This is a genomic window from Nocardia aurea (assembly GCF_003123685.1).
GTDB classification, from domain to species: domain Bacteria; phylum Actinomycetota; class Actinomycetes; order Mycobacteriales; family Mycobacteriaceae; genus Nocardia; species Nocardia aurea.
On the sequence record NZ_QCYJ01000005.1, the window covers coordinates 605997 to 620365 of the forward strand.

At 68.8% G+C, this 14369-nt stretch carries 11 protein-coding genes; 5 read left to right on the forward strand and 6 right to left on the reverse strand.

The genetic code is table 11. The features are described 5' to 3' along the window. Nucleotides 1–151: 151 nt before the first annotated feature. Entirely contained in the window at nucleotides 152–1315 is a 1164-nt protein-coding gene (locus DAT37_RS03410) for a DUF3068 domain-containing protein (RefSeq protein WP_109523121.1), read from the reverse strand. A gap of 231 nt (nucleotides 1316–1546) precedes the next feature. On the opposite strand from DAT37_RS03410, the gene DAT37_RS03415 reads away from it, so the two are divergent. Next, nucleotides 1547–2722: an acyltransferase family protein gene (locus tag DAT37_RS03415; protein ID WP_109523122.1), complete on the forward strand. Its 1176-nt coding sequence runs from the start codon at nucleotides 1547–1549 to the stop codon at nucleotides 2720–2722. A gap of 9 nt (nucleotides 2723–2731) precedes the next feature. Here DAT37_RS03415 and DAT37_RS03420 read toward each other — a convergent pair whose 3' ends face one another. The 5 genes from DAT37_RS03420 to DAT37_RS03440 all read right to left on the reverse strand — a co-directional run bounded on the left by DAT37_RS03420 (nucleotide 2732) and on the right by DAT37_RS03440 (nucleotide 9512). Further along, nucleotides 2732–3226, reverse strand: a complete 495-nt coding sequence (locus DAT37_RS03420; protein WP_198654055.1) for a DinB family protein — start codon at nucleotides 3224–3226, stop codon at nucleotides 2732–2734. 10 nt (nucleotides 3227–3236) lie between these two features. Beyond that, nucleotides 3237–7424: an alpha-(1->3)-arabinofuranosyltransferase domain-containing protein gene (locus DAT37_RS03425; RefSeq protein WP_109523123.1), complete on the reverse strand. Its 4188-nt coding sequence runs from the start codon at nucleotides 7422–7424 to the stop codon at nucleotides 3237–3239. Nucleotides 7425–7548: 124 nt separating this feature from the next. Further along, nucleotides 7549–7716, reverse strand: coding sequence for a DUF2613 domain-containing protein (locus DAT37_RS03430; protein ID WP_109523124.1), 168 nt, complete (start codon nucleotides 7714–7716; stop codon nucleotides 7549–7551). A gap of 136 nt (nucleotides 7717–7852) precedes the next feature. Further along, nucleotides 7853–8947 carry an isochorismate synthase gene (locus tag DAT37_RS03435; protein ID WP_109523125.1) on the reverse strand — a complete coding sequence of 365 codons (1095 nt, stop codon included), beginning with the start codon at nucleotides 8945–8947 and terminating at the stop codon, nucleotides 7853–7855. 85 nt (nucleotides 8948–9032) lie between these two features. Beyond that, entirely contained in the window at nucleotides 9033–9512 is a 480-nt protein-coding gene (locus DAT37_RS03440; protein ID WP_109523281.1) for a universal stress protein, read from the reverse strand. Nucleotides 9513–9660: 148 nt separating this feature from the next. On the opposite strand from DAT37_RS03440, the gene DAT37_RS03445 reads away from it, so the two are divergent. From DAT37_RS03445 to DAT37_RS03460, 4 genes are all read left to right on the forward strand, one after another. After that, nucleotides 9661–10830 carry a glycoside hydrolase family 3 N-terminal domain-containing protein gene (locus tag DAT37_RS03445; RefSeq protein ID WP_109523282.1) on the forward strand — a complete coding sequence of 390 codons (1170 nt, stop codon included), beginning with the start codon at nucleotides 9661–9663 and terminating at the stop codon, nucleotides 10828–10830. Between the two features lie 254 nt (nucleotides 10831–11084). Next, nucleotides 11085–11684, forward strand: coding sequence for a TetR/AcrR family transcriptional regulator (locus tag DAT37_RS03450; RefSeq protein WP_109523283.1), 600 nt, complete (start codon nucleotides 11085–11087; stop codon nucleotides 11682–11684). A gap of 109 nt (nucleotides 11685–11793) precedes the next feature. Then, nucleotides 11794–12909: a DUF5685 family protein gene (locus DAT37_RS03455; protein WP_109523126.1), complete on the forward strand. Its 1116-nt coding sequence runs from the start codon at nucleotides 11794–11796 to the stop codon at nucleotides 12907–12909. 131 nt (nucleotides 12910–13040) lie between these two features. Next, a complete protein-coding gene (locus tag DAT37_RS03460; protein ID WP_232839472.1) occupies nucleotides 13041–14255 on the forward strand; it encodes a DUF5685 family protein in 1215 nt (404 codons plus the stop codon). The last annotated feature ends 114 nt before the right edge of the window (nucleotides 14256–14369 follow it).

Sequence of the window (14369 nt, forward strand, 5' to 3'; positions counted from 1 at the left end):
ATTTCGGGACCGGGGCGGGTCCTTCGGTGGCACTCCGTCTCGGCCGGACAATTCCCGCGCCGCTATTCCGCCCGGTGCGCGAACGAATTCGGCCCCCCGGCGAGGAGGCCGGGGGGCCGAATTCGAAGGTTGCTCGGAGTGAGCGGGTGGATCAGAGATTCTTGCGGATATCGATCTGCTCGGTCGGAGCGTCATCGCCGCCGCGCGGACGACCCGTGGTCGGCGCGGGGCCGGTCGCCGCGGGTCCGCTCGGCCGTCCGTACGGGGCGTTGGAGCGCCCGGCCGGAGCCGAGGTGGAACCGCCGGTGAGGCCGAGGACGACGCCGCCGATGATCGCGAGCACGCCGAGGATGCCGAAGATGATCGGCATGGTGCGGCCGAACAGCGACAGCTTGTCGATGTTCTCCTCGGCCACCGAGATCTGCGATTCGATGGTGTTCTCGTCGAAGATCAGGTTCGACTTCAGCGCGGTGACATCCGGCTTGTTGGCGTTCTGGGCGTAGTACAGGTGGATCTGCTCGCCGCCCTTGATCACGGTGCCGGTGTCCGGCTCCACCCACACGTCGCGGACGTTGGTGTAGTACCGGGTCATGGTGACGGGGGCGTCGCCCTCGAGGCCCCACTTCGCGGCGGGCAGCGTCAGCTTGTTGGTCGGGGTCTGCACGACATCCCACATGCTGGTGGCGGGGATGGTCTGCTGGAAGTGGTAGACCTTCATGCTGTTGATCTCGGTCTCCTCGACGAAGTTGATGTCGAAGGTCGCGCGGGCGTTGAGATCGAAGTACGGGTAGGTCTTCTTCTCGGTGCCGATCGGGAAGCGGTACTGCAGACCGGTGTGCTGGACCGGGTCGGCGATGCTCTCGCCTTCCTTGTTGGTCGTGACCGCGATGGAGCCGTTGGGCTCCTTGTCGACCGGCATGCCGTCGACGCGGTCGATGGTGACCCGGTCGACGGTCGCGGTGAGCAGGCCGGTGTCGCCCTGCTTGTCGATGCGGCGCAGGGTCTGGCCGGCCTGGATGGTCATCTCGTCGGCGTCGGACGGATCCTCGACCGTGAGGAAGCGCTGCGAGACGATCGGCACGTTGGTGTCGACCTTCGCCGCGCCTTCGGGAGCGGTGAGCGACTTCGAGTCGAGCACCAGACTGTCTTGACCCGGCTGGTTGACCGCGACCGTGGTGATCTCGAGGTCGAGAGGAGTCTTCGACAGTTTGCCGACGGTATAGGTCGGGATCAGCAACGCCATCACGACGAGCAACGCGCCCAGGCCCACGAGTAGGCAGGCCACCGTCCTTCTGGTACCGGCACTCAGTGCCATGCAAACTCTCCTCGTCTAGAACACAGGCGGATCCGGCAAAGTGCCGCGTGGCCCGCAGGTGTTATACCTCTGCTGGCGCACCACAGCACTCGTGAGCCCCGACACTAACAGTCCGATGTCGTACTATGCGGTGCCGAGGCCGAATCCGCCAAGAAATCGTCCGAGTTTAGCGTGAAATGTGAAACGTATTGTTCTCAACCCGGAAAACCGGTGAGGGAAGACCGGAGGACGATGACCGCGACCATCCCCGTGCCGTCGGCGACCACCGACGCGGCGCCGCCGCGCTCGCGCGGTTTCGTGCCCGCGCTGGAAGGTATGCGGGCGATGGCCGCGCTGGGCGTGATGGTCACCCACGTCGCCTTCCAGACCGGTGCGTCCTCGGTGTCGTTCGGCCGGATCCTGGAACGTTTCGACATGGCGGTCGCGGTGTTCTTCGCGCTGTCCGGATTCCTGCTGTGGCGACCGCACGCGAGTGCCGCGCGTGGGTTCGGTCCGAAACCGTCCACCCTCCGCTATCTGCTGCACCGTGGCGCGCGCATCCTGCCCGCGTACTGGGCGGTGGTCGTCGCGGTCCTGATCCTGCTGCCCAACGCGGCCGACACGGCGGGGATACGCGTGTGGCTGTCCAATCTCGCGCTGCTCCAGGTCTTCGTGCCGCTTACCCTGACCGACGGGCTCACCCAGATGTGGAGTCTCTCGGTGGAGGTGGCGTTCTACCTCGTTCTGCCGCTGCTCGCCTTCGCCCTTGTCCGCTTGCGCGGTGACGCGGCGCGCTACCGGGTGCCGGTCATCGCGGGTTTCGGGTTGATCTGCCTCGGCTGGAATTTCCTGCCCATCCCCACCCAGGACGCGATCCACGCCGACAACTGGCTGCCCGCCTACCTGCCGTGGTTCGCGGTGGGCATGCTGCTCGCCGAACTCGTCGACGATCCGGGGGCGCTGTCGAAGTGGCGTCGTTACCTGGGAAACCAGCGGCTCATGTGGTCCATCGCGTTGGTCGCGCTGATCTTCTCCGCGACCGATCTCGGCGGGCCCGCCGGACTCACCCACGCCGCACCCTGGCAGTACGTGGCGAAGATGGCACTGGGCACCGTCATCGGATTCGGGCTGATCGCCCCGCTGGTTCTCGGCGACGGCAGACATCGCTGGCTGCGATCGAGTACGGCGGCGACCCTGGGCCGATGGTCCTACGGAATCTTCCTCTGGCACTTGGCCGTGCTGTCGATCATCTTCCCGGTCTTCGGCATCCTGCCGTTCCAGCGCAACTTCGTCTTCGTCCTGCTGCTGACCGTCGCCCTCACCCTCCCGCTGGCCGCCGCCAGCTTCGCCCTCGTCGAGGATCCGGCCCGCCGCCTGGCGCACCGGTTCGACGAGGCGAAACTGGCCCGGGAGAAGAACCCGACGTAGCGGCGCGACCTACAGTTGACGTCTGATGTCTCCGAGGTGGTGCCGTAACTCGTGCAGGGTGTGCACGGCGACCCAGCGCAATGTCCGCTCGGCGCGTTCGGGATAGCCGTAGACGAGTCGTCGTTCCCAATCCTCGTCGGACAACCGGTCGAGCGCGTGGGCGAACAGCGACGCCGCGTCCCACAGTTGACGGCTGACATCTTCGGGCTGTTCGTCGGCGTATCCGGCGTGCTCGACCCGTTCGTCGCGGCCCATGGGCTCGGCGATCGGAATCTCGACTCGTCGCGCGGTGAGCACGCGCTCCCGCTGGACGAGCAGGACGTCGCGGACGTGGCAGGAGTATTCGAGCGGTGACCACACCGTGGGCGCGGTCCGGCGCCGCAGTCGCGCCGGGTCGGATATCAGGATTCGGGCGTAGTCGTCCGCGTAGCCACGCGCCAGCGCCGACACCTCGGTCGCGACGGTGAGGTCGTAGGCGAAATCGCATTCCACGCAGGTCCGCACGCGGACAACGCTAGCCGTCTCGTGAGTCGCTGTCGTCGGGTCCGGCCCGCTCCGGTCGGGTGCGGGCGCGCGGGAGTGCGGCGATACCGACCGCGATCACCGCGATGAGCGCGGGCACCTGGACCCAGACCGAGCCGCCCACGTATCCGCCCGGTGAGCGCCACGGCCCGGTGGACAGCGCCGCCAGCGACAGCGCGGTTCCCACCCCGGCGACGATCGCGAGGTGGTTCGCGGTGACGCGGGCGTAGAAGCGGGCCGCCGCCACCCCGGCGACGGTGAGCGCGGCGCCGACCGGACCGGCGATGATCGTCGCCGCGGCCGTCACCCCGACGATGCCGACGGTGCGTGTTCCCCAGGTTCGCGGCACCGCGATGGTCTCGACGACCGGGGAACGCCGACGCGGTATCGCCAGCGCGATCAGGGGGATCAAGAGCAGGAGGCCGCCGAAGATGCCGAGCCGATACCAGCGGTCGGCGGGAAAGGAGACGGTGATCGGTTCGTCGCGCGCCGACCAGTTGTCCGGCAGCCGCCAGCCCTGCTGCCAGCCGTCGATCACCACCGGCGCGAGTTCGGTGCCGTCGGCGGCGCGGGCCTGCCAGCCGACATTGGTGCTGAGCGGCAGGACGAGCACTCGCTGCCCGTTCGAGGCGGGGGCCGGTCGGTTGTCGGTGCGCGTCAGCCGCAGCCGATCGATGAAGAACAGTTCGGTCGGCCCGACACTGACGTCGACGGGTCCCGATCCGACCACGAGCGTCGGCGGGGTATCCGCGGTCGCGGATTCGTCGCCGTCGCAGGCCCGAGCGGAAACCGGTGCGCTGGAACGCAACTCGTCGGCGGTCGCGGTGACGCTGGTCCGCACGGCGATTCCGTCGACGCTCACCGTCGGGCCGAGTGAGCACGGGATGGTCAGCGGTCGATCGGCGGGGGCGGGCGGCGGGTAGTCCGGGCCGAGGACCGAGATCTCGGCCAGGCCGGGCGGCTGTTCGGCGGCGAAGCCGAGCGCGGTCCGGTCCAACACCGGCGTCCAGCTCTGGATACTGAGTTCGATCCGGTCGGTGACGGTCGGGAACAGCGATATCCGCGCGGGTTCCCCGGCTTCCCGGTCCTTGTCGAGTTCACGGACTTGCGGACCGTTGCCGAGATTCACCGAGACCGAGGTGGGTGCGGCGGGCAGCCCGCCCAGCGAGGTGGTGAGATCGAGGCCCGTGACCAGCGCCGGTTCCGGTAGTTCGATCGTCAGCGTCGGTTTGGCGCCGGTCTTGGATCGCACCGAATCCTCGGGTGCGGTCCAGCTGGTGCGCGGGTCGCCGTCGGTCGCGGCGAAGGCGGCGCCGCGCAGGTCGCCGACATCGGCTTTGCCGCGTGCCACCGGACGGTCGGGGTCGGTGAGCATGGCCTCCAGCGCGGGCCCCTGCCTGGTGCGCAGGGTCAGTCGCGGGGTGACCGGCATCGGTTCCGGCGAGGTGAGGGTGCGCTGGAAGGTGCCGGGTTCTTCCGGCGCCAGGGCGAGCCCTTTACTGCATCTGATGCGTTCGGGGGTGTCGAAACACGCACTGCGCCCGGGGAATTCCTGTCCAAGATCCCAGGATTCGATCCGCGCGCCCGCCGGTGTCGGCGGCAGTACGGTGCGATGCCTGATATCGACGCGCACCGGTGCGTCGCGCACGGAATAATCGTCGAGGGTCAGTTCGCTGATGCCGAATTGTCCACCGCGACGGCCGCCTTCGGTGCGGATCGCGGTGATGCTCACCCAGTCTGTCGAGCCGACCGGCAGTGGGATCGACACCGGCGTACCGGGTTCGGTGATCCGCGCGGACACACTGCCGTTGACGGTGCGCACCTCGACCCATTTCACCGGATCGCCGATCGCGGCCGGGCTGGTGGTCAGGCGCAGCAACCCGGAGCGCAGTGGACGGTCGAGATCGAGCCGCAGCCACTGTCCGACCGAACTTTCCAGTCCGCTGCTGATCCAGGAGGTGGCCGGGTCGCCGTCGATCACGGCGGTCGTCGAGCTGCCGGGGGCCGAACCGCCGATCTGGGTGGCGTCGGAGGCCGAACTCGACGCGGTGATCGTCGCGCCCGACCATTGCCCACGCACCGGCTCCGTGCCCGCCACCGGATAGTCGGGCACCAGATTGTGGGTCCGCCGCGGATCGTCCGGGGCGCGCAGGGCCGAATTGTGGTTGTCGACGCGGCCGAAATCCGATTCCCGGTCCATCGGCGTATCGGTGACGGTCAGCGGTCCGATCGGAAGTCCGGCGGCGGCCGCGTCGCCCGCGAGCAGGACCGGCGCGTCGGGGTGCTCCGGATCGCGGCGCAGTCGCTCGAGTACTTCGGGACCGCCCTGCACGACCGGCACCGAAGCCAGCGGCACGGTGTACGCGCCGGGGAACGAATCCGGCGCGCCGACTCCCGGGGTGACCGCGACCGGAGTTCCGGGGGCACGCGCGTCGACGCGATAGATCTCGACCGCCGGGTAGGCCGGACGCAGATCGCCGTCGGCCACCAGGTTGTCGGCGATGACGACCGGTTCGATCGGATTGCCGAATTCGGCGACCCTGGTCAGCCCCGGCGATCCCTCGATCGCCCGGTGCGCGAGCAGCGGTCGAGTAGAGCGCGAGGTCTCCGGATCGAGGTCGTTGCGCAGCACCAGATAGCCGATGCCCTGGTCGGCCAGGGTCGCCGCGAGTCCTTCGGAGGGGCGGCCGTCGGCGATCAGGCGCTGCACCGAATCCATCGCGCGGATGGTGCCGGGCGGGTTGAGCGGGACGGCGTCGCGGATCGCCCACGGGGTGTCGGCCAGCGCCTGGAGTGGCTCGTCCCTGGTCAGGCCCCATACCTGACTGCCGAAGGGCGCGCCGGGTACCACGAGCGCGCGGGTGTCGGAGGCATTGTCGGACAGCCACCGCGCGGTCTGTTCCCAGTAGGCGGGGACCTCGTCGTAGGCCCCGCGCGGGGCCAGCTTCCCGGTCCAGGCCAGCGACGTGGACAGTGTCAGCGCGGCGAGCACGAGGGCCGCGATCGCGACCATGCGGTCACGTTCGGGGTGCGCGAAGGCGCTGCGCCACACCGGCAGCGGTGAGGAGACCGGTAACGGCACCCGCGAGAGCAGATGCGCGAGGCCGATGACGAGCGGCAGCCGGATCAGCGGTTCGAGTTTGTGGACATTGCGCAGCGGCGCACCGCCGGAATCGAGGAAGACGCGCACCGATTCGGCGAAGGGACCGCTGAGTTCGCCGACGTAACCGGCGCAGATCCCGACCAGACCGACCAGCAGGATGAGCGCGAACCGCCCGCGGAACGGCATGGTCCGCATGGCCAGTCCCGCGAGTCCCGCCGCCGCGAGCAGGCCGGTCGCCAGTACCGCCGCGGGCTGGGTGACGAGCACCGCGCCCGCGATACGTTCCGGGGAGACGAACGGCGTCCAGCTGTCGGTGCCGCGCAGCACCTCGGCCAGTGAGGCCCACTGGGTGGTGACGCCGGAGGATTCGATGTAGTCCAGGAACGGCGGGCTGACCTTGCCGAGCAGCAGCAGCGGCACCGCCCACCACAGCGTGGCGAGTACCAGCAGCGGAATCCACGACCTGGTGAAACGCCACCAGTCCCGATTGGGACGGTACGAGGCCCACCACAGCAGGGCGGGCAGGAAGGCCGCGACGGTGGCGACCGCGTTGACCGAACCCATCAGCGCGAGGGCGAGCGCGCTGCCCGCGGGCGATACCGCGCCGCCGCGCGCCCGTCGGCGATAGGCGGTGCCGAGCGCGGCGGGAGCGAGCAGCACCCATGGCGCGAGCATCATCGGCAGCGTCTCCGAGGAGATCGAGCCGAGTGTGGTCAGCACCCGGGGGGAGAGGGCGAACGCGATGGCCGCGATGATCCTGGACCCGCGACTGCCGATGCCGAGTACTTCGCAGAGCCGGACGATGCCCCAGAACCCGGCGAGCAGGAGCAGCGCCCACCAGATCCGCTGGGTCACCCAGGCGGGCAGGCCGAGGATGTGCCCGGCCGAGAAGAACGCCCCGTGCGGGAAGAAATAGCCGTAGGCCTGGTTCTGCACCTGGCCCATCGGGGCCTGGCTGCTCCACAGGTGGGCGGCGCGATCGAGGAATCCGAGCGGATTCTGCGCCAGATCGTATTTCGTATCGGCGACCGTGAGACCGGGCGCCTGGAGGAAGGTGAGCAGGAATGCCGCGACCACGGTCCCGGCAAACCAGCGTCTACCCAGCGGTGCGACTTCCGGTCGAGCCTGAGCGTGTGCCCCTTCTCGAACCTCTGCCGCGCCGGAGCCGAGCGAGTCGGCGGATGAAGCGGAGGTCAGAGGCTCAGCGTGCGCCGTATTCAACGTTGTTGAGCAACGAGGAATCCGGGTCTCCCCGGTCGAGGTCGGGGCGCGAGTTCTGCTGCACGGCGGCTGTGATCACGAATACCGCGACCGCGCCGAGGACGGCACCGGCGACCGCACTCGCAATGCCAGGGACAGCAAACTTCATCGCGGGACTCCAATACATCGACGCAGGCACATTCCGGGTCAACCTAGCAGGCCGATCGGTCTGCCGGTGCCAACAGTCCGTGTTTTCGCGCGCCGAATCCGGAAACTGCTGGTCGGTTGTCCGATTCTGCGTGGACTCAGTGTGCGGGCACGACGCAATCCAGTCCGCGCAACAGTGTGCGAAGTTTGGCCGTGGTCTCGTCGAGTTCGACCTCGGGATTCGAGGCGGCGACGATGCCGCCGCCCGCGCTCGCCCGCACCGCGCGGCCGTCGGCCGACAGTTCGGCGCACCGGATCGCGACGACCCATTCGCCGTCACCGGCCGCGTCGCACCAGCCGACCGCGCCGCCGTAGAAACCGCGGTCCGGCTCGCCCGCCGTGATGATCTCCAGGGCGAGCGGGGTCGGGGTGCCGCAGACCGCGGGGGTCGGGTGCAACATGATCGCCAGATCGAGCGCGGTCGTCGCCCGGTCACGCAGAACGCCGGTGATCGGGGTGGCCAGATGCCAGACTTCCGGCGTGCTGACCAGTTCCGGACCGTCGGGAATGGACAGTTCGGAGCAGACGGGCGCGAGGATCTCGCGGATCCAGTCGATGACGAACGCGTGCTCGTCGCGATTCTTCGTACTGGACAACAGTTCCGCGGCCTGCGCGGCATCGGCGGCCGGATCCGACGGCCGCGGCATCGTGCCCGCGAGCGGTCGCAGGGTCACGGTGTCGCCGTGGCGGGCGACGAGGACTTCGGGTGTCGCGCCGATCAGGGTCGCGCCGTCGCGGCCGGAGGGTGTGAGGTCGACGGCGAAGACATTCGCGTGTGGATGCCTGGTCAGCAGGTGCGCGGCGACGAGTTCGGCGTCGAGCGCGCTGTCCGCCTCGGCCAGTACGGATCTGGCCGCGACGATCTTGCGCAGTGGCTGGCCGGGATCGTTGAGCAGTTCGACCAGCGCCCGCACCCGCTGCACATGTGCCGCGGGAGAGGGGATCTCGTCGACCACTCGGACCGGGGGCAGCGGGGGGAGCGCGGCGGGTCGCCACGGCCCCGCCGTGTGCAGTACCTCGCGTGGCGCGTTCAACGCGGCGGGCCCGCTCGGATCGAAGGGCAGCGCGCCGACGATCAGGTCCGCCGTCCCGTCCCGCAGCGCGCGCCCCGCCGCCGCCGGTTCGGCGAAGACGCGATGACTACCGTGCGCGCGCAGCACGCTGCCGGGTTGGGCGAGCAGGAATTCGTTCATGATCCTTCGACACTAACGCCGCTCGCCGCCGAGTCCGGATGCTGCGAGGGATGTCTCAGGCAGGGGTGTCTCAGCGAGGGAGGTCTCAGCGTGGCGGTTCGCGGCCGGGCGGAACCATGAGCACCGGGCGATGGCAGTGTTTCAACACCGCGTCCGCGACACTGCTGTGCAGCAGCGCGCGGATCCCGGTGGCGCCGCGGGTGCCCGCGACGATGATGTCGACGTCGAGTTCGTCGGCGCAGTCGACGATGGCGTTCCATATGGTCGACGAGCATTCGGCGGTCCGCGCCTCGGCGTTGAGCCCGGCCAGTTTCGCCAGGCGCACACCCTCGATATTGACGTTCTTGGCGTCGACGTAGGCGATGTCCTCGATCTCCTCGTCGGGCACCCATTCCGGCTGCATCACCCCGGAGAGCCCCGACAGTCTGGCCGCTTGGCGCACCATGGGCTCCCAGGCGGTGAGCACGACGGCCCGGTTCGCGGACAGGAACCGTCCGGCGTATTCGACAGCGCGCTTGGCATTCTCGGAACCGTCGTAGGCGATGAGCATCAAGTCGCAGGGCACGATGACCTCCCGGTGAGGGCGCACGGCCATTTTACCGGATCGGGCCGTGCCGTTCCGGGGGCGACGGCGGCCGACCGCGCGTCGCCGCCGACGCGCCGAAGCGCCCCGGGGACGGACCCGGGCCTGTCGCGCAGTAGCGTGGATGTCCATGCGGAAGACGCCTCTCGTTCTGCTCGCGATCATCACCGCGGTCGCCACCGCCTGCTCCGGCGGTGACAGCGACACCGAAACCGCCGCGACTTCGACCACGCCACCGGCGACCGGGCCCGCCACCACCACTGGCGAATCATCGATCACCCCGGCCCAGCGCGACTGCGGAGCGGCCTACCTGGCGCAGTTCACGCCGCGTCAGAAATTGGCCCAGCTGCTGACCGTCGGCATCACCGGCGGCGCGGACGCGATGGAGACGGTGACATCCGAGCAGGTCGGCGGTGTTTTCGTGGGTGGGTGGACGGATAAGGCGCTGCTGACCAACGGCCAGTTGCCGCAGATCCAGCAGACCGCGATCGTGCCGCTCATGGTCACCATCGACGAGGAGGGCGGCCGGGTCTCGCGCGTCGCGGATCTGATCGGCGCGGCGCCCTCGGCCCGGGTGACCGCCCAGACCATGACCCCCGAGGAGTTCTACCAGGCGAGCCTGGTCCGCGGCCGGGCGCTGAAGAATCTGGGTGTGACGGTCGATTTCGCCCCCGATGTCGACGTCAGCAGTCAGCCCGACGATTCCGTCATCGGCGACCGCTCGTTCTCCGATGATCCCGATGTGGTCACCCGCTACGCCGACGCCTATATCCGCGCCATGAACGAGGTCGGCGTCGGGTCGGTGATGAAGCATTTCCCCGGTCACGGTTCCGGTTCGGGCGATTCGCATACCGGCGCGGTGCGGACACCGCCGCTGGATCAGTTGCAGACCAGTGATCTGGTGCCCTTCCGCAACCTCATCGGTTCCGGAGCCGCCGTCATGGTCGGCCATCTCGATGTGCCGGGACTGACCGCGCCGAATGTTCCCGCCAGTATCAGTCCGGCGGCGATGTCGTTGTTGCGCAACGGTTCCGGTTACGGCGCCGCGCCGTTCGACGGCCCCATCTTCACCGATGATCTGAGCGGTATGGCCGCCATCACCAGCAGGCTGGGGATCGAGGCGGCGGTGGAGGCCGCGCTGGTGGCCGGTGCGGACAATGCCCTGTGGATCAGTACCGACGCGGTGTCGAGTGTGCTCGACCAGTTGGAGAACGCGGTGGCGAGCGGCAGGCTGCCCGCCGCGCAGGTCGACGCCTCGGTGCTGCGCAACGGCAAATACAAGGGCGCGGCTCGCTGCTGATCCCGTCTCCGATCACACCCCTCGGCCCGCGCCCGCTGTGCGCGGGCCGTCGCGTCACCCCGTCCTGCCGGTCGCGCAAGGTCTGGTCGTAACGTAGGCGGGCCGACCCGCCGCCGGATCGCACGTCTAGCCTCATCGAGTCCGGTCGGTGGTGACCGCGCACAGTCCGGGATGACGGCGACTGGTGAGCAAATCCAACCCGCCGAACTTACCTTGGAGTAATATAGGGACTTCACCCTGTGGTAGGAGAGTGGATGGCGGGCGGAACGAAGCGACTTCCTCGGGCGGTTCGTGAGCAGCAGATGCTCGATGCCGCCGTCGAGGTTTTCTCGCGCAACGGGTTCCACGACACATCGATGGACGCGATCGCCGCCGAGGCGAAGATCTCCAAACCGATGCTGTACCTGTACTACGGTTCGAAGGACGAACTGTTTCGCGCGTGCATCCAGCGTGAGGGCCTGCGTTTCATCGAATCCGTGACACCGGCGGGCAACCCGCTGCTGACCCCGCACGAACAGGTGCGTACCGCGCTGGAGGGTTTTCTCGGCTTCGTCGACCGCAACCGCAGGTCATGGCAGGTGCTCTACCGGCAGGCCATCGGTCAGCAGGCCTTCGCGTCGGAAATCGAGAACGCCCGGGAGCGCGTCATCGAATTGACCGCCAAACTACTCGAGTCCAGCGCCAAACATCCCGAACCCGGCACCAACTTCGACGTGGTGGCGGTGGCCGTCATCGGTGCGGGCGAGGCCATCGCCGATCGGGTCGCCAGCGGTCGCATCGAAGTCTCCGAGGCGGTCGACCTGCTCGACGACCTGGCCTGGCGCGGTCTGGCCGGGCGCAAGAAGGCCGAGTAGCCCCAACCTCCTCTCGCCTTGCCGTACGCGGTGCGGGGTGTCAGAGTTTCCTATCCCGCGGCGAATCGATCCGCGGTGAACGAATCCGGATCGAAAGAATCGGGGCCGCATGTTCGGGCTGCTCACCCCCTGTGCGCACGGCGCGCACAAATACGGCATCGACCCGTCGCAGTGGCGCGCGCACATGTGCGGGCTGTGCGTCGGTCTGCGTGACGGACACGGTCAGCTAGCGCGCACCGCGACCAATACCGACGCGATGGTGCTCAGCATGCTCACCGAGACCCAGCTCGGCGGTCCGGTCGCTCGCACCGAGGCCGGGCCGTGCGCGTTGCGCGGGATGCGTCGCGCGAGTGTCGCCGCCGCCGACTCGCCCGGTGTCCGCTTGGCCTCGACCGCGTCATTGCTGTTGGGTGCGGCCAAGATTCGTGATCACGTCGACGATCGTGACGGTTCCCCACTGCTGCGCCGTCCGATGGCGAAGGTGTCGGGGCGGTGGGCCGACGGAGCGCGGGCCCAGGCCGCGCTGATCTACCTCGACGTGGAACCGCTTGTCGCCGCGATCAATTCCCAGGGCGCGCTGGAAGCACGCGCGGGAGCGACGGATTCGCGGCCGATATCCCTCGACGAGTTGACCGCCCCGACCCAACTGTGCGCGGCCGAATTCTTCGCCCACACCGCCGTACTCGCCGACCGCGCCGCGAATGTCGAGCCGTTGCGCGAGGCAGGCCGCAATTTCGGGCGCATCGCCCACCTCGCGGATGCCGTCGAGGATCTGGAAGACGATCTCGCCCACGAGCGCTTCAACCCGCTCGCCGCGACGGCGACCGGCGTCGACGACGCCTACGACCTGCTGCGCCGATCCGATACGGCCCTGCGGGAAGCCGTTACCGAAGTCGGACTCGATCGCGAGCCGACGGTGCGGTGGATGCTGCTCGATCCGCTGTCGAGCCTGCTCACCGGAATGGGCCGCGACCTCGGAATCCTCGCTCCCTCCGCGCACTATCCGCAGTACCCGGACCAGTACCCGCCGCAGAATCCCAACGATCCGAATCGGCGCAGGCGCAGGCCGAATCTGCTCGAGGGCATCGGCAAATTCCTCGTGCAGTATCCGACCGGCTACGCCTGCGTCGCCGACCACGACCGGCCGTGCAGCGGGCGCAGGAAGAAAGCCTGGATCAAGCGCATGGACTGCTGCGACTGCGGCGACTGTTGCTGCGACTGCTGAGTCGCCGCGGCCCACGCGCGGGAACCATCCGGTTCGCCTCGCGGGCGAACGGCTGCCAGGATGCTGTGGATCGACAGGAAGGATCGGCCGTCGCGTGTCGGCCGGGGGAGGAATGGGGCGGAGTGTTCGGAATGCTGCGACCGTGTTCGCACGGTGCGGAGAAATACGGTATCGACGCGTCGCAGTGGCGCGCGCACATGTGCGGGCTGTGCCTGGGGCTGCGTGACGGGCACGGTCAACTGGCGCGTACCGCGACCAATACCGACGCGATAGTGCTGAGCGTGCTGACCGAGGCACAGCTCGCGGGTCCGATGGCGCGCACCACCGCGGGCCCCTGCGCGCTGCGCGGCATGCGACGCGCGGAGGTGGCGCCCGCCGACGCGCCGGGCGTGCTGCTGGCCGCCACCGCCTCGCTGCTGTTGGGTTCGGCCAAGATCCGCGATCACGTCGATGATCGTGACGGTTCGGTGCTCACCCGTCGTCCGATGGCGAAGGTGTCGCACCGCTGGGCCGATCGCGCGCGCGGTCAGGCCGAGCGGATCGGGCTCGATATCGAACCGCTCGTCGGCGCGATCGCGGGGCAGGCCGATCTCGAACATCGGGCGGCCGGTACGCACCGCACTGTCGAGACGAGCCTGTCCGAGGCCGGGCGCGGACCGTCGATCTCGCTCGACGAACTCACCGGCCCGACTCAACTGTGCGCGGCCGAATTCTTCGCTCACACCGCCGTTCTCGCGGGTCGCACGGAGAATGTCGACCCATTGCGCGAGGCGGGCAGGCATTTCGGGCGCATCGCCCACCTCGCCGACGCCGTCGAGGATTTCGACGACGACCGGGCGCGCGGCCGGTTCAACCCGCTTGCCGTTACCGGTACGACGATGCCGCAGGCCTACGACCTGCTGCGGGAATCGGAATCGGCGCTGCGCGCGGCCGTCGCCGAGGCACAATTGGCGGATACGCCGACGGTGCGCTGGATCCTGCTCGATCCATTGCATTCGCTGCTGCGCCGACTGCGCCGCGGTATCGGGGAGCCGATCGCGCACGCGTGCACTACTTCCGCACAGCATGTGGCACGCCGTGCGGACGCGCCGCACGCGCATCGTGGCGGGACCGGTCATCGTCCCCCGACGCGGCGTCCCGATCTCGGCACCGGCATCGCCATCGTCCTCGGTGTCTACTGCACCGGCTGGGCCTGCTGCGCCGAGCACACCAGCCCTTGCACCGGCGAGCGCAAAGATGCCTGGGCCAGCAATTGCGATTGCGGTGAATGCTGTGATTGCAGCAGCTGTTGTGACTGCGGCGATTGCTGTGATTGCGACGGTTGTGGTTGCTGCTGCGACTGCTGACCTGGTCGGCGCGGTGCTCGAAGCATCCGGCTCGCCCGGTCGTCGTCGGAGCGCCGAATCGGTGCGCGTATCGATTGCCCGTGAAGACGAGAAGCCCTCGAACCGTTCAGGATT